Source organism: Ancylobacter sp. G4_0304, from assembly GCF_047501495.1.
Lineage (GTDB): Bacteria > Pseudomonadota > Alphaproteobacteria > Rhizobiales > Xanthobacteraceae > Ancylobacter.
The window spans coordinates 23,706-41,464 of record NZ_JAZDRM010000028.1 but is presented as its reverse complement, the minus strand read 5'-3'; the positions used below and the strand labels follow the sequence as shown (position 1 = coordinate 41,464).

Here is a 17,759-nt window from a genome sequence, read left to right as displayed (position 1 = left end):
CGCCTATGGCAGCGCCGTGCCGTCGGCCAGTGGCGGCTCGGCCGTCGCCGGTCCGGTCCGGTCCGAGCGCGGCAGGAGCCGCATCTCCTCGCCGTCGCGCATCGGGGCGAGCGCGATGGCGTTGCGCCCGCCCTGCTTGGCGGCATAGAGCGCATGGTCGGCGGCGCGCACCAGCGCGTCGGATGGCATGCCCGTGGTGCGCGCCTCCGGTCCGAGCACGGCGATGCCGATGCTGATGCTGACCAGATTGAACAAGCTGCCGGCATGCGGCAGCTTGAGGCTGCGCACGGCGGCCAGCATGTTCTCCGCCACGATCGCGGCTTCTGCCTCGCCGGTTTCGGCCAGGACGGCGACGAACTCCTCGCCGCCATAGCGCGCCACCATGTCGCCGGAGCGGCGGGCATTGGAACGCAGCGCTCCGGCGATCAGCCGCAGGCATTCATCCCCTTCGGGATGGCCGTAAAGATCGTTGAAATCCTTGAAATGGTCGACGTCGATCATCAGCAGCGCGAGCGAGGAGCCGTTGCGCTCGCGCCGGCGCAGTTCGCGCACGAGCACCTCATCGAGCTTGCGCCGGTTCGGCAGCTCCGTCAGCGGGTCGATCTCCGACAGCGCGGTCAGCCGCCGGTTGGCTTCGATCAGTTCCCGCTCCAGCATTTCGCGCTGGCGCACAGTGGCGGAAAGCTCTTCCTCGATCTGCTTCTGAAGGCTGATGTCGACGCTGGTGGCGAGCACCCGCAGCGGTGCGCCCCGCTCGTCGCGCTCAACGATCGTGCCGCGACTGAGAACCCACAAGCGGCGCCCGCTCTTGTGCTGGACCCGGTAGATCGCCTCGAACTGCTCGGCCTCGCCGCTGATCAGCCTGTTGAAACGGCTCCGCACCTGATGCTGGTCCTCGGGATGCACGATTCCCCAAGCCATGGTCTCGTCAGCGCCGACCTGCTCGTCGGCCTCGTACCCCAGAACCGATTTCCAGTGCGGTGACCGCCACACCACGCCGGTTGCGAGGTTGTATTCCCAGATCCACTGTCCCGCGCTTTGCAGCGCAAAGTTGCAGAGCTGCTCCATGTCCTGGAGCGCCTTCATCGCGGCGCGCGCCTCGGTGATGTCGACCATCGCGCAGGAAAGGGCGACGATCCGGCCGTCAGCATCGTGGAAGGGGCGCGCCCTGACGCGGAAGATTTTCCCGGTGCCCGGTAGTTCGATCATGAGCTTGGTGGACAGCGGCTTGCCGGCATCCACCATGCGAAAGCCGCGCGTCAGCAGCGGAACGACGGCCGGCAGCACGTCGCCGATGGCGGCGCCGACCAGTTCGTTCCGCGGCCGACCCAGCGTCTGGGCGAGAGATTCATTCGCGGCGAGGAAGCGCATCTGCCTGTCTACGAGACACAAGGCAAGCGGGGCGCTGTTGTAAACCTCATCAGGCGATACGGTATCTAGATAAGGCTTCGATGCCTCGGCGTTCAAGGCATGCTCCAATACCGTGAGGATAATCCGTATAAATACTAGCGCAGTATACGCCTCCCCGATATCTATGGGAGGCTCCCTGGATAACTTTATTTATAAAGTATCGACTAGCCGAGCGAACGGCCGGCAATGTCGGCGACATCTGGAGACAGTCCCGGCGTGCGGAAAACCATAAGCAGCGCCGCCTCCGCCGCTTTCCGCCGGCCGGCGTCAAGCGAGCGCCAGCTTCGGAACGCCGCCAACAGACGCGCGGCCACCTGCGGATTGATCGCATCCAGCGTGAGCACGGACTGCGCCACGAAGTCGTAGCCGGCCCCGTCGGCACGATGGAACTGGGTCTGGTTGGCGCTGGCGAAGGAACCGATCAGCGAACGCACCCGGTTCGGATTGGTCATGGCGAAGGCAGGATGCGTGGTGAGCGCGCGCACGCGGTCCAGCGTGCCGGGCTCGGCAATCTGCGCCTGCAGCGCGAACCATTTGTCGATGACCAGCGGGTCGCCCTGGAACATGGCGTAGAAATCGTCCAGCGCCGCCTCGCGCTCTGCCGGCACCGCGTGGGCCAGCACGGAGAGCGCGAAGAAGCGGTCGGTCATGTTGTCCGCCGCGCGGAACAGGCCCAGCGCCCGCGCGGCGCCATCTCCCGCGCCGGCGGTGGCCAGCAGGTCGAGGCAGGCATTGCGCAGCGCGCGCCGGCCGGCGGAGGCGGCGTCGGGCGAATAGGGGCCGGGTGCGGCATAGCGCTCGAAGGCGCCCGCCAGCGGCCCGGCGAGCGCCGTGCCGATCGCCCGGCGCAGGGCGCGCCGTGCGGCGTGGATCGCGTCGGGGTTCACGTCGCTGGCGATTTCGCGGGCGACATCGCCCTCGGACGGCACGGAAAGCGCCTGCGCGATGAAGGCGGGGTCGAGCGCCGGGTCGGCGAGTATCGCGCCCAGCGCCTCGACCAGCGGCGCGGCGTCGGGTGACGTCCCGGCCCGCGCGGCGTCCACCAGCAGGCCGAGCGCCAGCGTCTGCGCCGCGTCGAAGCGGTTGAACGGGTCGGCGTCATGACGTGCGAGGAAGATCAGGTCCTGCGTCGACAGGTCGGTCACCAGCTTCACCGGCGCCGAGAAGCCGCGATTGAGCGAGGGGCGGGGCCGCTCGCAGACATTCTCGAACACGAAGCGCTGCCTCGGCTCGCTCACCAGCACCACGCCCGGTGCGCCGTTGCTGCCCCCCGCCGGCTGGAGCGGCAGATCGCGGCCGTCCTCGCCGACGAGGCCGAGCGCAAGCGGGATCAGCATCGGCTGCTTGTCGGTCTGGCCGGGCGTCGGCGGCACGGTCTGCGCAACGTCGAGCGTATAGGTGCCCGCGCCCGCATCCCAGTGGCCGGTCACGTCCAGCCGGGGCGTGCCGGCCTGCGCATACCACAGGGCGAATTGCGACAGGTCGGTGCCGGTGGCGTCCTGGAAGCAGTTGAGGAAGTCTTCGATGGTGGCGGCGGTGCCGTCATGGCGCTCGAAATAAAGGTCCATGCCGGAGCGGAAATCTTCTTCGCCCAGCAGGGTCTTGAGCATCCGCACCACTTCCGCGCCCTTCTCGTAGACGGTCGCGGTGTAGAAGTTGTTGATCTCGCGATAGGCGGCCGGGCGCACCGGATGGGCGAGCGGGCCGGCATCCTCGGCGAACTGGTGACTCTTGAGCAGCCGCACATCGGCGATGCGCTTCACCGCCCGCGAGCGCTGGTCCGAGGAGAATTCCTGATCGCGGAAGACGGTGAGCCCTTCCTTCAGGCAGAGCTGGAACCAGTCGCGGCAGGTGATGCGGTTGCCGGTCCAGTTGTGGAAATATTCATGGGCGATGATCGCCTCGATATTGGCGTAGTCTGCGTCCGTCGCCGTCTCCGGGCTCGCCAGCACGTATTTGTCGTTGAAGACGTTGAGCCCCTTGTTCTCCATCGCCCCCATGTTGAAGTCGGCGACCGCGACGATGTTGAACACGTCGAGGTCATACTCGCAGCCGAACACTTCCTCGTCCCAGCGCATGGAGCGCTCGAGCGCGTCCATCGCATAGCCCGCGCGTCCCGCCTTGCCGGGCTCGACATAGATGCCAAGCTCGACCTGCCTGCCGGTCGCGGTCACAAAGGGCTCGGTGATGCGGTCGAGCCTGCCCCCGACCAGCGCGAACAGGTAGCAGGGCTTGGGGAACGGGTCGTGCCACACCGTGTAGTGCCGCCCGGTGCCCTCCACCTCGCCGCTTTCCTGTAGGTTGCCGTTGCCCAGCAACACCGGCGCTTCCGCGCGCTCGGCCTCGATCCGGGTGGTGTAGACCGAGAGCACGTCCGGCCGGTCCGGGAAATAGGTGATGCGCCGGAAGCCCTCGGCCTCGCACTGCGTGCAATAGGTGCCGCTGGAGCGGTACAGCCCCATCAGCTTGGTATTGGCGGAGGGGTCGAGCCGCGTCTCGATCTCCAGCACCAGCGGCTGCTGCGGCGGGGCGAGGATGGTCAGCGCGGAAGGGGTCGCGACATAGGCGGTGCCGGCCAGCGCCCGCCCGTCGAGGCTCACCGCTTTCAGCACCAGCTCGTCGCCGTCGAGCACGATGGGCGAGCCCGGGCGTCCCGCCGGGTTCGGCCGCATGGCGAGGCGGGCGAGGATGCGGGTGGCGCTCGGGTGGAGCCTCACGTCGAGGTCCACCGTGTCGACCAGCCAGTCCGGGGGGCGATAGTCGCTGAGGCGGATCGGCTGCGGCTCGGTGGTCGATGACATCGAAGGCTCCTCAAGGCACGCCATGTGCAAGGTGTAGAGCCTCACCGCGCCGACCGGAAGCCCCATCAGGCTTCTTGCCGCCCGCGCGGCTCTGCGGAAGGCGCATGCCCCCCGCCACGGAACCGCTCCGGCGATCGCCCGTTAGCGGGGCGGTTGCCGTTCGGCGGCCGGCGGATGCACGCGATCGGAGAGAACAGGCATGCAGGCAGGCACGGCACCGGAGCGGTTCGAGGCCCTGGATTCCTGGCGCGGCATCTGCGCGCTGGCGGTTGTCGTCTACCATTTCGGCTACAGCGTCGATATCGAGTTCATGCAGTCGGCCGTGCTGTACAACGCCTATCTCTTCGTCGATTTCTTCTTCGTGCTCTCGGGCTTCGTGGTGTGCCACGCCTATCGCGACCGCCTCGGCTCGCGTCGCCAGCTCGGCGGCTTCCTGCTGCGCCGCATCGGCCGGCTCTGGCCGCTCCATCTCGCCGTGCTGTTCGCGCTGATGCTGGCGGTCACGCTCATCAATGTCGCCGGCCATCACCCGGACCGGCTGATGATCCATGAGGGCGAGGGCAATTACTCGCTGCACGCGCTGCTGCTGAACGTCGCGCTGCTCAATTCCATGGGGTTCTACGGCATTTCCTGGAACGGCCCGGCCTGGAGCATCGGTGCGGAGTTCTACACTTACGCCCTGTTCGCCCTGGTCGTGATCATCTCGGGTCGCCGCCTGCTGCCGGTGGCGCTGGCGATTTCGCTGGCGGCGGTCGGTGCCATCGTGCTGTTCGCGCCGTCCTACATGAATTCCACCGCCGATTACGGCTTCATCCGCTGCCTCGCCGGCTTCTTCGCGGGCGTGGTGGCGAGCCATCTCCATCAGCGCCTGCGCGGTCTCCCGCTGCCGGGCGCGACCTTGTGGGAGCTGGCGGTGGTGGCGCTGGCCGGGTTGTTCATCGCGATGGCCGGCGAGGGGGCGAACCGCGTCGGGGTGCAGAGCGTGCTGGCGCCGGCGGTGTTCGCGCTCGCGGTGCTGGTGTTCGCGCGCGAGGGCGGCCTCGTGTCGAAGGCGCTGCGGCTGCGCCCGTGGCGGGCGCTCGGGCAATGGTCGTTCTCGATCTACCTGATCCACATGCCGCTGCTGATCCTGCTGTCCTACGTGCTGTGGCTCATCGGCGATCTCACCGGCGCCACCCTGCGCGCGACGGTGCTGGTGAACGGCACCGAGAGCCGGCTCTATCAGCTCGGCGGCCCGCTGGCTTCAATGGCGCTGCTGGCCGCCTTCGTGCTCGCGGTCGTCGCTCTGGCCGCGCTCAGCTTCCGCATGGTCGAGGTGCCATGGCGCGATTACTTCGCGCGGCTGGCGCGCACCTATGAGACCCGCGGCCGCAGCTTCCGCCTGCTGCCCGCCCGCGGCGTCGGCGGCCGGCCCCAGGCCGTGCGCGCCCGCTCGCGCTGACGGCGCTTCAGCGGCTGCGGACGATCTCGACGCCGGCGTCGCGGAAGATGCCGGCGATCGGTGCCGACGGCTTGTGGATCTCCACCCGCACCTTCTCGACGCGGGCATAGCGCTCCAGCACGGCTGCGGCGATGGCCTGCGCGAAGGCTTCCAACATGTGGAAGCGCCGGCCGGACGAGACCTCGTGCACCAGCTCGAATATCTTCTCGTAGCCGACCGTCGCGGTGTAGTCGTCGCTCGCCGCCGCCGGGCCGGTGTCCAGCCACCAGTCGACATCGATCACGAAGCGCTGCCCGAGCCGGGCCTCCTCCTCATGCAGACCGTGATAGGCGTGCAGCTCGACGCCACGGAGGAAGATGCGGTCGGTCATGAACGGGCTTTCAAACAGAGGTCAGGCAGGCGCGAGCGCGGCGGAGAGCAGGCCGACCGCCACGGCCGGCGCGCAGTCGGCGGCGTCGCGGGCAAGTGCGGGATCGTCGGTCAGCACGTCGGCAAGGTCGAGATAGGACAGGTCGCGGCGCTCGGCGATCTTCGCGGCGATGAAGCGTCCCACCCCCGCGCCGACCAGCCGCTCTATGCCGCTCTCCATGCCGGAGGCCACGCAGTCCAGAGCGTCGTCGATCAGCCTGAGCTGCGCTTCGGCGAGGTGCCGGGCCAGCGCGCGGGCCTTTAGGAACGTGGCGGGCGTGAGGTCCTGCCCCACCATCCGCAGCAGCCGGCGGGCGCTGGCCTCCTCGGTCTTCGGCCCGCCATCGGCGCTCGGGTGCAGGTCGGCGCCCTCCGGCAGCTCGTGGGTGAGGCGGTAGAGGTCGGCGCTGGTGGCGTAATGCTCGGCCATCAGCTGCAGCCAGCGCCCATTGAACGGCGCCTGCCGCGCCAGCGCCATCACCGGGGTGCGCGCCGCGCCGGTATAGATCAGTTCGTTGGAGGCGAGGCGCTCGGCATCGGTGAAGCCGCGCGCCAGCACCCGTCCGTCGCCGAAGGGGATGATGTCGGTGGTGGTCGATCCGGTGTCGATCAGCATGCCGCCCGGCAGCAGATGGGCGAGCACGGCGCTGGTCGCATACCAGTTGGCGGAGCCGATCGCATCTGCATGGGCGGCGGCGGTCTCGGGCGCGACAAACCCTTCCGGCCCGGCGAATAGCGCCAGCGGGGCGCCGGCGAGTTCGCGCATCAACAGCGCCGTGGTGCCGACCACGCCGGCCGCGCGGTTCGGCCACAGGTCGGCGACCTCGGCGGTCATGGTGACGGCGGAGGGGATGCCCTCGGGAAACTCGGCGCGCAGCGTGCGCAGCGCTTCGGCAAGGTGCTGCTCGCCCTTCCACACCGGGCAGGGCGCGATGCGGATCGCCGCCAGCCGGCCATTCTCGGCAAAGGCGGCGAGCTTCACATGAGCGCCGCCGACATCCCACCCCAGACGCGCGATCGCGGTCATACCCGCACCTCCACCGGCAGCGCGGGCGGCATGTGCGGCAGGTCCGGCACCGCGCCGTCGCGAATGAACTCGGCGACGAACGCCATCGGATTGACCCCCAGCGCTGCGCGCAGGCCAGCATAGGATGTGGTGAGGCGGGCATTGACCTCGACCACGACCGGCCCGTCGGCGGTTTCGATATAGTCGATCCCGCAAATGCCGTGCAGCCCCGGTAGCGCCTCGCCGACCTTGCGGCCCAATTCGCGCAACCCGTCGTCGAGCGCAATGCCGCCGACCGTCACCCCGTCGAAATGCAGGCGCCCGTCGATCCGGCCGATCACCTGGCGATTGGCGGCCAGCACATGGGCGCGCCCCTCTTGGCACAGCAGGCTGAGGCTGGCGGGCTCGCCCTCGACCAGTGGCTGGAGCAGGCCATTGGCCGGGTAGGGCGGCGCGGGCATGCGCTCGAACAGCTTCACATCGACCGCGCCTGCGCCATCATCCGGCTTGATGATGAAGGGGCCTTGGGTTCCGGGAGGCACGTCCTCGATGCGCAGTGTCGGCACCACGGGCACCCCCGAGCGGCGCAGCACCTCGGCAACCCGGGTCTTGCTGGTGCACAGTTGCAGCGTCTCGGCATCGGCCGCCACCACACGGCGGCAGCGCGTGCGCAGCAGGGCGACGAAGTCCCGCAGAATGCCGTCGGTCTCCGGCGCGACCGGCCAGACGCAGTGCGCTTCACCGGCGAGATCGGCCCAGATCGCGCGCCGGTCCTCGGCGGCATGGATCGGCCGGCTGGTGCCGCGCGCGGGTGCGGGCAGGCGCGCATCATGGGTCGTGACGACACGCACGCCCGGCAAATCTTCAAGATCGCCGATCAAGGCATCGCGCATCAGCGTGCCTTCGGCTATCAGCGATGTGGGCAGGTCGATATCGGCGAAGTCGCCGCCGGTCACTGTTTCGCAGACGAATACCAGCATCGTGCCGTCCGTAAGGGAGAAGTACAGGTGGAACTTATACCGGTCCTCGATCTGATGGGAGGTGCGGTCGTCCGTGCCCAGCGTGGCGACAGGGCGAACTACCGGCCGATCGTCACGCCGCTCTGCGCGGGGTCCGATCCCGTCGCCGTGACCGACGCGCTGCTGCATCTCGGGCGTTTCCAGACGCTCTACATCGCCGATCTCGACGCCATTGCCGGCGTCGGCGATCATGAGGGCGCGGTGGCGGCGCTGCGCGCGCGTTATCCCCATCTCGATCTTTGGGTCGATGCCGGCGAGGCGGATGAGGCGGGGCTGGATCGTCGCCGCGCCAACGGGCTCGGCCGTCCCGTGGTCGGCAGCGAGAGCGTGAGCGACCCCACCGCCAGCATCTCCGCCCTGCGGAATCATCACGCCCTGCTGTCGCTGGATTTCGGACCCGAAGGCCCGCGCGGCCCGCGCGAGCTTCACGAGGAGGCCGCGTTCTGGCCGGATGGGCTGATCGTGATGAGCCTTGCCCGCATCGGTGCCGGCGAAGGGCCGGACTATGATCGGCTCGCCGGCGTTATGGCGCGGGCGGGGGGACGGCGCGTCTATGCGGCCGGCGGCGTGCGCGGCCCGGCCGATCTCGACCGGCTGGCGGCGATGGGCCTTGCCGGCGTGCTGGTATCGACCGCGCTGCATGACGGGCGTCTGTCTCCGCAGGACATTGCCCGTTTCATCGGCTGAATACTTCATCGCAGAAGCGTCGCCGCGAACAGCGTGGCGACGGTGAGGTCGGCGCTGGTGCCGGGGTTGAGGCCACGATCTTTCAGCGAGAGGTCGAAGGCATCGAGCACGCGGTGGCGCTGGCCTTCGGGCGCGCTCCAGTCGATCCCGGCCGCGATGCCGGCCGCCTCGGTGCGCACCCGTTCCGCCGTCTCCACCCCGAACTTCCGGGCGATATGACTGTCGGGGAAGGTCGCGAGGAAAGCCATGTAGACCGCCTCCGTCCCCGCCCGCGCCGGCAGCCCGTCGAGCCATGGCAGGCCGAGTGACCAGATATCCGCGAAGCCGCTCACATATTGCGCGGCGATGCGGTCGCGGTGCGCGGCCTCGCCCATCGCCTCCAGCAGCGTGATACGCGCCGATTCGCGCACATCATGCGCCGACGGCGCGCCGATTCCGCCGGGATTGGCATGGGTAATCGCCCGAAACGCCGCTTCGGCATCGCTCACCGAGAGGCTGTCGAGCACCTCACCGAGGCGCGCATGCAGGGGCCCGCCGCGCTCAGCCGCTACCGCCAAGGGCGCGCAAAGCAGCACGATGCCGAGATTAGTGTTGAGCCCGGCCGCGGCGACGGAAGCCTCCACCGCCCCCTCGATCCGCTCCCCGACACCCGCGCCCGACGCTGCGATATGGGGCGCCGCCGCCACGGCCGCCGCCTCGAAATGCGCGATCTCCATGCCATGGCCGGGGCGAAAACGGTGGACATTCCCGGGCTTTAGCGCGTCGAGCTCGGCCCGGCACGTGGCCAGGAACGCCTGCGCGAGGCGGTCCGGCGTCATTGCGCCGGCACCCGTCCGAGCGTCGCGACGAGATGGCGGGCAAGGGCCTGCGCGACATTGAGGCCGGTGGCGCCTTCCAGCCCCTTCCAGGCCGGCATGGAGTTGACCTCCAGCACCAGAAACCCGCCGCGCGGGTCTTCGATCAGGTCGACCCCCGCATAGTCGGCCCCCACCGCCACGGTGGCGCGGATCGCGAGGTCGCAGGCAACCGGGTCGAGCGGGGCGGCCTCGCCCACGGCGCCTTGATGGATATTGGTGATCCAGCCATCAGCCCGGCGGATCATTGCCGCGACCGCGCGGTCGCCGATCACGAAGACCCGCCAGTCGCGGAAGGAGCGCGCATCGGGGTCGCCGACAAACTCCTGCAAATAATAGACGCCGCCGACCTTCTCCGGCTCGGGCAGCGTATCGCGAGGCGCAAGGCGACGAATGCCGCGGCCCTGCGCGCCGAACAGCGGTTTCAACACATTGTCGCCGGGAGCTTCGTCGATGAGCGCCTGCATCGCCGCGCGGTCCTCGCCGACGAAGGTGCGCGGGGTCGGCAGGCCGGCGCGGTTGATCAGGAAGCTGGTCATGCTCTTGTCGACGCAGCGCTCCACCGCGCGGGCGTCGTTCATCACCTTCACCCCGCACTCGCGAAGCGCGTGCAGAAGCCCGAGCCGAGCAGTGATCTGCTCGGTCGAGCCGTTGGCGATGAGGCGCACGAAGGCGGCAGCGGGAAGCGCGCCGTCCAGCCCCGGCAGCACGAGGCCGTGCGCGCTCTCGCCGATCGCGAAGCCGCAATTGTTGAGCGAGAGCACGACAACGCGCAGCCCCTCGGCCTCCATCGCCGCCTTCAGCCGGCGGGTGTGCCAGTCGGCATCTTCGGTGAAGATGATGGCGGTGTCGTCACGGCTCCTCATCCGAAGGAGCGGTCCAGCACCGCCTCGTGGAACGCGCCATAGGTGAAGCTGCGGCCGGTTTCCAGCGCGGTGACGGTGACGCGCGCGGGGCTGAACAGCATCGGGTCCATGGCGTAGAAATCGCCCTTATAGGCGGTGAAGATCTCGCCGAAGCTACGGCCATGGTCGCGCGAGGTCGAGCTGGGCAGGCCGGCGGCGAGCTGCTGCGCCTCGTCCTCCGGCCCGTCCACGAACAGGTGCACCTCGCCGCCATAGAGCGCGGCATCGTTGGTGCGGCCCATGGCGGTGACGAAATCCGCGCCGGGCGGGGGCAGGGGCGCGCTGCCGATGCCGTCCACCACGCGCGTCAGCGGGTAGTGCAGCGCGTGTGCCTTGTGCAGCGCCACTTCGAGCACGCGCGCCACCACCTGCACCGTGCCGGCGAGGCTCTGCGTCGGGGTGAGGATCAGCGTGAGCCGGTCGGCGCCGAGTTCCAGATCATTGGCCAGCCGCTCGATCAGCGTGTCGGGCGGCAGGCGGTCGACCTCCAGCACCAGCGTCGCCGTGCTGCCGATATCGCGGTAGTCGATCTCGGCGAACAGGTCTTCCTTGGCATAATGCGCCCGGCCGGGGCCGGAGCCGAGCGCGAAGAAATCGCCCTCAGCGAGGCTCCAGCCGGCATATTGGCTGGCGAGGCAGGCCAGCACCGGATCGCTGGTGCGCACCGCGAGCAGCGTGCTCCAGCGCGCGAACCGGGTGCTGGGGGCGATGCTGACGGTGCCGAGGCCGCCCAGGCAGATTTCAGCGATGCGCCGGCCCGCCTCGATACCGCCGCGCGCCTTGATGCCGGCATCGACGATGCAGGCGCCGCCATAGCCGCGGGAGACGTCGAGCCGCAGCGTGTCGGCGTGGGCAACAAGGGATTCGACGAGGGGATGGGTCAGCGCGCTCACGCTGGGACGCCGGTCGCGCAGGGGGGAGTCCATGTTCAGGTACCTTTGTCGGATCGCGTCCGTCAGAGCGACAGCGAGCGGGCGAGGCTGAACGCATCCTCGAACCCGATGACCAGAGGAGTATCGGTGTCGCGCATGCGCTTCAGCAACTCATGCTGCACGCGATATTTGAGATGGCCGATGGCCAGCGCGCCGATGCCGACGGCCTTTCCGCCGATGGACTTGCCGTCGTCCAGCGCCTCGACGCCCGCAATGCCGGAGGGCGGCACGGCGTTGACATCCGCCGCCACCAGCAGCTTTCCGGCGGAGGCGAGGTGTTCGCGGGTGAGGATCTGCACGCCTGCCTTGCCGCAGGCCAGCGCCACTTCAGCATCGGGCAGCAAGGCCCGCTTTTCGGCGTCGTCACGGGCGGCGGCGGTACTGAGCGTCACGTTGAAGCGGGTCTTGAACTCGCGGGCCTTGGCCTCGACGGCCTCGATCTCGCGATGGGAGACCAGCGTGACCTCCGCGCCGGCCTGCGCCGCGATGACGGCGGCGATGCCGCCCACGACGCCGGTGGCGCCATAGACCTGCACCTTGGCGCCGCTCAGCCCCTCGGGCCGCGTCGTCCTCAGCTTTTTCTCGACCTCGGCAATCATCGCGGCGGCGGTGGTGAAGGAACCGGCCGGGTCGACGAAGATCGAAATCTGGAACGGGGGAAACAGCGCGCCCGCCGCCTTGTCCGCCATGTCGAGCGCAAGCCCGGCATCCTTGCCGCCGATGAACAGCCCGGTGCGCGCGGCATGGCTCGGCGGGCGCGAGAACATCATGTCCTGCGTCAGGTCCGTCACCTCGTCGAGGCGCACGTCGGGGTAAGGCACGATGGTGGTGTAGCCGGCATCCAGCGCCATGTTCACATCGAACGGGCTGACGTGGCGAAGCGGTGAGATGACGTGAAGAATGGGGGCGATATCCGCCATGTCGTTTCGATCCCTAGGAAATGCGGGCCGTTGCGGCCTCTGATCGGATAAGGGGGCGACGCGGGCTTTCGCCAAACCGTCGCCAGCGCTGCGCGATGCAGGCAGGCCCATCGCACCGCGCGCGGGCCGTGCGCCCGCCATGCCGCCGATAGCCGATGCCGGGCTGGGAGCCCGATCCGTCCCCATGGTAAGGCCGAGCGCCCCACCACGACAAGCCGTCTGCACCGCCTGTCGTCAGGAAGTTTGCCGAGAGGCGGTTTCGCGTGCTACCGAATCGTCATGTGCTGCCCGCGCCAAGAACGGGCGGACACGCCGGGGAGGACGAGGCGCTGTGGCGATCGATCCAAAAAAGACTATTGATGACAAAGAGATAGTATCCCGTCTTGCCGCCGAGCTGCCGAAATGGCGGCTGGAGGACGGCTGGATACGCCGCACCTACAAGACCAATGGCTGGAAGGGCACGCTGATGGTGATCAACACGGTCGGCCATCTCGCCGAGGCCGCCTGGCACCATCCCGACATCACCGCCTCCTATGCCTGGGTCGAGGTGCGGCTGATGTCGCATGACGCCAAGGGCATCACCGAGCGCGACTTCCAACTGGCGAAAAAGATCGAGGATGTCGTGGGTTGGCAGCCCGGCGCCGAGCCGGACAGCGCGCTCGAAGGCACGCCCCGCGGCGATCTCCGCTTCGCTTACATCAAATATGACTGAACGCCATGGCTGATCCTGCGACCGAGACTTTCACCGATGTGGTCTGCGCCTTCTGTGGGCTCGGCTGCGATGATCTTTCCGTCGAGGTGACGGGGCGAGACGTGCGTGCAATTGGCGCGGGGGGCGGCGCCCTGTGCCCCGAGGCGGCGCGCCTGCTGCGCCGTCGCGACGTGGCCGATCCGGTCCCGACCCGCGCCGGAGAGGCGGTGTCGTTCGAGGTCGCTGCCGCGCAGGCGCATGTGCTGCTGCGCGAGGCACGGGCGCCGGTGATCGCCGGGCTCGGCGTCGATATGGCGGGGGCGGGGGCGCTGGTCGACCTCGCCGCGCGGTTCGGCGGCGTGCTGGACCATTATGCCTCGCCGGGCCTGTTCCGTAACTATGCCGCCGCGCAGCGCACCGGCTGGCTGTCGGTGACGCTGGCCGAGGTGCGCAATCGCTGCGACGTGCTGCTGGTGGTGGGCGAGGACCCGACCCCGCAGTTCGGCCGGCTGTTCGAGCGGCTCTATCCCGAGGCGCCGCTCTTCGCGACCGGCGAGAGGCGGGTGATCTTCCTCGGGGGAGGGCCGGGTGACAAGGCGCGTGGCCAGCTCAGGGGCGCGCAAGTGAGCCATCTTTCCGCCGACGATGTGGTGGCGGCGCTGGAGGCGATTTCGGGCCTGCTCGCCGGGCGCACGCTGTCGGGCGAAGCCTATGGCGGCGTGCCCGTGGCGGGCCTTGCCGAGGCCGCGGCGGCGCTGAAGGGCGCGACGTATGCGGTGGTGACGTGGAATGCGGCCACGCTGGGTGGCGGGGATTCCGCGGAGGGAGACCTCATCGCGATCCGCGCCACCGCCATCGTCGACGCGCTGAACGTAACGACGCGGGCGGGCGTGTTCCCGCTCGGCGGGCGCGACAACATCATCGGCGTCAACCAGTTGCTGCTGTGGCGCCTCGGCTATCCGCTGCGCACGGCGGTGCGGGCCGGCGGCGCCGAGCATGATTCGACGCTGTTCGCGACCGGCGCGGCGCTAGAGGACGCCGATCTCATGGTCTGGGTCAGCGCGCTGCGGCCGGAGCCGCCGCCGCGCTTTGCCGGCAAGGTGATCGCCCTTGCCCATCCCGAAACGGTTTTCGAGACGGCGCCCGACGTGTTCATTCCCGTGGGCACGCCGGGCGTCGATCATGCGGGCACGGTGTTCCGCATGGATTCAATTGTGAGCCTGCCGCTCGGCGCCCTGCGCGTCGCGACGCTTCCGAGCGTCGCCGAGGCTGTGCGATGCATAGCGGAGGGTTGAATGCGCATAAGGCTGAAGGGCGGGCGTGTGCTCGACCCGGCCCATGGCGAGAGCCTGGTCTCTCGCGACGTCGAGCTGGTTGACGGCCGCATCGTCGCGGGCACCGACCTGAAGGCGGACGTCGAATACGATCTCGGCGGCGACGTGGTGATGGCGGGCGGCATCGATCTGCACAGCCACATCGCGGGCGGCAAGATGAACCTTGCCCGCATGCTGATGCAGGAAGACCGGCGGGCCTTTCCCGAGCTGCCGGGCGCCTTCTGCGGCTGCGGCGGCGGACGGGCGGTGCCGACCGCTCACGCCACCGGGTGCCGCTATTCCGAGCTTGGCTACACCACCGTGTTCGAGCCCGCCATGGTCGGGGCCAATGCGCGCGGCGCGCATCTGGAAATGGCGGACATCCCGAACCTCGACACCGGCGCCTATCTCGTTCTCGGCAACGATGATTTCCTGCTGCGGCTGATGGCGGCCGGGGCGAAGCAGGAGCAGATCAACGCCTATGTCGGCTGGATGGTGGAGGCGACGCAGGCCTTCGCCATCAAGATCGTCAATCCCGGCGGCATCAACGCCTTCAAGTTCAACGCGCGCTGGATGCAGCTCGACGAGGCGAACCCGCATTATGGGGTGACGCCGCGCACGGTCTTGCAAACCCTGATCCGCGCCGTGACCGAACTCGGCCTGCCGCACCCGATCCATCTGCACGGCTGCAATCTCGGCGTGCCGGGCAATGACGAGACCACGCTGGCGACGATCCTCGCAGCGGAAGGCCGCAGGCTGCACCTCACTCACCTCCAGTTCCATTCCTACGGCACCGAGGGCGACCGCAAGTTTTCATCCGCCGCCGCGCGCATCGCCGAGCTGGTGAACAAGCATCCCAACATCTCGGTCGATGTCGGGCAGGTGATGTTCGGCCAGACCGTGACGGCGTCCGCCGATTACATGTCGCAATACCGCAACCGCGGCATCGCCACGCCGAAGAAGTCGATCGGCATGGATATCGAGCTCGACGCTGCCTGCGGCGTGATCCCTTTCGAGTATCGCGACAAATCCTTCGTCAACGCTCTGCAATGGGCCATCGGGCTGGAGCTGTTCCTGCTGGTGGACGATCCCTGGCGCATCTTCCTGACCACAGACCATCCCAATGGCGGGCCGTTCACCACCTATCCGCACCTGATCCGGCTGCTGATGGACCGCGATTTCCGCAACGCCCAGCTCGCCACGCTCAACAAGGCGGCGCAGGCGCACACCCTGCTCGGGCAGATCACCCGCGAATACTCGCTGGACGAGATCGCCATCCTCACCCGCGCGGCTCCCGCCCGTATTCTCGGGCTGACCGACAAGGGGCATCTCGCTCCCGGCGGGGTCGGCGATGTCGTAGTCTATGCCGAGGAGAGCGACCGCGAGGCGATGTTCTCCACGGCGCGGCTTGTGTTCAAGGATGGCCGGCTCGTGGTCAAGGACGGTGCCATCGTCGAGACGGTGGCCGGCACCACCCATGTCGCCCGGCCGGAATTCGACCGGGGCATTGAGAAGGACATGCAGCGCTGGTTCGACGAGGCGGTGGGGCTGAAGGCCAGCCATTTCCGCATCGCCGACCATGAACTGCGCAACGGGGCTGGTCCGACGATCCTGAAATGCGAGGGGGTGGCGCCATGATCCTCAACGGCGTCGAGATACGCGACACCTTCGCGGAAGCCTTCCCGATGGTCGGCACGCGGCTGATCATCACCGCCGACACCAGCGAATGGGCGATGATCGCCGGCCGCACCACCACGGGCTTTGCCACCTCGGTCATCGGCTGCGGCTGCGAGGCGGCGGTGGAGCGTGAGATTCCGGCGAGCGAGACCCCGGACGGGCGGCCCGGCGTCGCCATCCTCATCTTCGCGATGGATTTCGGCTCGCTGAAGAAGGTCGTGCCGCTGCGGCTCGGCCAGTGCATCCTGACCTGCCCGACCACGGCCTGCTATGCCGGCATCGACACCGGCAAGCGCGTGCCACTGGCCAAGACCATCCGCTATTTCGCGGACGGCTTCCAGATTTCCAAGAAGATCGACCAGAAGCGCTTCTGGCGCCTGCCGGTGATGGAAGGCGAGTTCGTCTGCGACGAGGATACCGGTTCGGTGGAAGGCGTCGGCGGCGGTAATTTTCTCATTCTTGCCCGCACCCAAGCGCAGGCGCTGCACGCGGCCGAGGCGGCGGTGAAGGCGATGACCAAAGTCGAGGGCATCATCCTGCCGTTCCCCGGCGGGGTGGTGCGCTCCGGTTCCAAGGTCGGCTCCAAATATAAGGGCCTGTTCGCCTCCACCAACGACGCTTATTGCCCGACGCTGCGCGGCGTCCGGCCCAGCGCACTGCCGCCCGAGGTCGGCTCGGTTTTGGAGATCGTGATCGACGGCGTGAGCTTCGAGGCTGTGGCGCAGGCCACTCGCGTCGGCATCGAGGCGGTGTGCGCCATCGGCGCGGATGGTGGCATCGTCGCCATCGACGCCGGCAATTACGGCGGCAATCTCGGCCCCTTCCACTTCAAGCTGCGCGAGATCATGGGCGCGGAAACGGGAGCCACCTCATGAGCGGTGCGGTTCTCAAGCCCCGCGCGGCGCTGGAAGCGCGGGTCGACCTATCCGGCGTCACGCCGGGTGTCCTCGCCGCGCTCTCCTTGCGCGAGATCGAGCAGATCGCGCTGCCCTGCGGCGGGCGCGCCTTGCCGCTGGCGGAGCTGTTCTTCGTGGAGCGCGGGCCGGAAGGTTCGGTGGTGATCGAGATCGGCGACAGCCGGCTCGATCATGTCGGCGCCAAGATGGACGGCGGCGAGCTGCTGGTCGATGGGCCGGTTGGCGCCTGGGCAGGTTTTGGCATGACCGGCGGCGTGCTGCGCATTGCCGGCGGGGCCGGCGATTTCCTCGGTGCCGAGCTTTCTGGTGGGCGCATCAAGGTCGCGGGCCATGTCGGCGCACGGCTCGGCGCCGCCTCGTCCGGCTCGCGGCGCGGCATGTCGGGCGGCGTGATCCGGATCACGGGATCGGCCGGTCCCCGCGCGGCCGAGCGCCAGCGCGGCGGGCTGATCGTGATCGAGGGCGATGCCGGCGAGGGACTCGCGAGCGAAATGATCGCCGGCACGGTGTGCGTTCAGGGTGCCATCGGCCCGCTGATGGGGCGCGGCATGAAGCGCGGCACCGTGTTCGCCCGCACCCTGCCCGAGCTGCCGGCCGGCTTCGTCGATACCGGCATGCAGGAGATGATCGCGCTTCAGCTCATCGCGCGCCGCGTGCCGGACCTCGGCGACTTCCTCGGCGCGGCGACACGCGCACGGCGTCTGGTCGGCGACGTGCTCTTGGGCGGGCAGGGCGAGGTGCTGGTGCCGGAATAGACCGGGCACTCTCTCCCCGACGG

At 68.8% G+C, this 17,759-nt stretch carries 16 protein-coding genes; 7 read left to right on the top strand and 9 right to left on the bottom strand.

The annotated features are described in order from the left end of the window. Positions 1-3 precede the first annotated feature (3 nt). Both VRZ77_RS15955 and pepN read right to left on the bottom strand, forming a co-directional pair. Entirely contained in the window at positions 4-1,467 is a 1,464-nt protein-coding gene (locus VRZ77_RS15955) for a diguanylate cyclase domain-containing protein (protein ID WP_414593597.1), read from the bottom strand. A 107-nt stretch (positions 1,468-1,574) separates the two neighbouring features. Then, positions 1,575-4,211: an aminopeptidase N gene (gene pepN, locus VRZ77_RS15950; RefSeq protein WP_414593596.1), complete on the bottom strand. Its 2,637-nt coding sequence runs from the start codon at positions 4,209-4,211 to the stop codon at positions 1,575-1,577. A gap of 199 nt (positions 4,212-4,410) precedes the next feature. On the opposite strand from pepN, the gene VRZ77_RS15945 reads away from it, so the two are divergent. Then, complete coding sequence (locus VRZ77_RS15945; RefSeq protein ID WP_414593595.1) at positions 4,411-5,652, top strand: acyltransferase family protein; 1,242 nt, start codon at positions 4,411-4,413, stop codon at positions 5,650-5,652. 7 nt (positions 5,653-5,659) lie between these two features. Here the strand turns inward: VRZ77_RS15945 and folB are convergent, their stop codons facing one another. Genes folB through VRZ77_RS15930 form a run of 3 tightly spaced genes read right to left on the bottom strand, consistent with a single transcriptional unit; the run spans position 5,660 to position 8,046 of the window. Further along, positions 5,660-6,022, bottom strand: a complete 363-nt coding sequence (gene folB / locus VRZ77_RS15940; protein ID WP_414593594.1) for a dihydroneopterin aldolase — start codon at positions 6,020-6,022, stop codon at positions 5,660-5,662. 21 nt (positions 6,023-6,043) lie between these two features. Then, entirely contained in the window at positions 6,044-7,087 is a 1,044-nt protein-coding gene (locus tag VRZ77_RS15935) for a hydantoinase/oxoprolinase family protein (RefSeq protein ID WP_414593593.1), read from the bottom strand. Then, positions 7,084-8,046, bottom strand: coding sequence for an ATP-grasp domain-containing protein (locus VRZ77_RS15930; protein ID WP_414593592.1), 963 nt, complete (start codon positions 8,044-8,046; stop codon positions 7,084-7,086). The genes VRZ77_RS15935 and VRZ77_RS15930 overlap by 4 nt, the downstream gene beginning before the upstream one ends. Positions 8,047-8,073: 27 nt before the next feature. Here VRZ77_RS15930 and VRZ77_RS15925 point away from each other — a divergent pair, with 27 nt between their 5' ends. Continuing rightward, the gene (locus VRZ77_RS15925; RefSeq protein WP_414593591.1) at positions 8,074-8,772 is read left to right on the top strand and encodes a HisA/HisF-related TIM barrel protein; all 699 of its coding nucleotides are present in this window, start codon (positions 8,074-8,076) and stop codon (positions 8,770-8,772) included. 5 nt (positions 8,773-8,777) lie between these two features. Here the strand turns inward: VRZ77_RS15925 and VRZ77_RS15920 are convergent, their stop codons facing one another. The 4 genes from VRZ77_RS15920 to VRZ77_RS15905 are packed head-to-tail and all read right to left on the bottom strand — an operon-like array spanning position 8,778 to position 12,383. Next, positions 8,778-9,590 carry a triphosphoribosyl-dephospho-CoA synthase gene (locus VRZ77_RS15920; RefSeq protein ID WP_414593590.1) on the bottom strand — a complete coding sequence of 271 codons (813 nt, stop codon included), beginning with the start codon at positions 9,588-9,590 and terminating at the stop codon, positions 8,778-8,780. Further along, entirely contained in the window at positions 9,587-10,492 is a 906-nt protein-coding gene (locus VRZ77_RS15915) for a RimK family alpha-L-glutamate ligase (protein ID WP_414593589.1), read from the bottom strand. The genes VRZ77_RS15920 and VRZ77_RS15915 overlap by 4 nt, the downstream gene beginning before the upstream one ends. Next, a complete protein-coding gene (mch, locus tag VRZ77_RS15910; protein ID WP_414593588.1) occupies positions 10,489-11,457 on the bottom strand; it encodes a methenyltetrahydromethanopterin cyclohydrolase in 969 nt (322 codons plus the stop codon). The genes VRZ77_RS15915 and mch overlap by 4 nt, the downstream gene beginning before the upstream one ends. Positions 11,458-11,486: 29 nt before the next feature. Then, positions 11,487-12,383, bottom strand: coding sequence for an NAD(P)-dependent methylenetetrahydromethanopterin dehydrogenase (locus VRZ77_RS15905; protein WP_414593587.1), 897 nt, complete (start codon positions 12,381-12,383; stop codon positions 11,487-11,489). Positions 12,384-12,714: 331 nt separating this feature from the next. On the opposite strand from VRZ77_RS15905, the gene VRZ77_RS15900 reads away from it, so the two are divergent. Genes VRZ77_RS15900 through VRZ77_RS15880 form a run of 5 tightly spaced genes read left to right on the top strand, consistent with a single transcriptional unit; the run spans position 12,715 to position 17,736 of the window. After that, the gene (locus VRZ77_RS15900) at positions 12,715-13,095 is read left to right on the top strand and encodes a 4a-hydroxytetrahydrobiopterin dehydratase (RefSeq protein ID WP_414593586.1); all 381 of its coding nucleotides are present in this window, start codon (positions 12,715-12,717) and stop codon (positions 13,093-13,095) included. A gap of 5 nt (positions 13,096-13,100) precedes the next feature. Beyond that, complete coding sequence (locus VRZ77_RS15895) at positions 13,101-14,369, top strand: formylmethanofuran dehydrogenase (RefSeq protein ID WP_414593585.1); 1,269 nt, start codon at positions 13,101-13,103, stop codon at positions 14,367-14,369. After that, positions 14,370-16,025, top strand: a complete 1,656-nt coding sequence (locus tag VRZ77_RS15890; RefSeq protein ID WP_414593584.1) for a formylmethanofuran dehydrogenase subunit A — start codon at positions 14,370-14,372, stop codon at positions 16,023-16,025. Further along, the gene (fhcD, locus tag VRZ77_RS15885) at positions 16,022-16,939 is read left to right on the top strand and encodes a formylmethanofuran--tetrahydromethanopterin N-formyltransferase (RefSeq protein WP_414593583.1); all 918 of its coding nucleotides are present in this window, start codon (positions 16,022-16,024) and stop codon (positions 16,937-16,939) included. Before VRZ77_RS15890 ends, fhcD begins: the two co-directional genes overlap by 4 nt. Further along, entirely contained in the window at positions 16,936-17,736 is an 801-nt protein-coding gene (locus VRZ77_RS15880) for a formylmethanofuran dehydrogenase subunit C (RefSeq protein ID WP_414593582.1), read from the top strand. The genes fhcD and VRZ77_RS15880 overlap by 4 nt, the downstream gene beginning before the upstream one ends. The last annotated feature ends 23 nt before the right edge of the window (positions 17,737-17,759 follow it).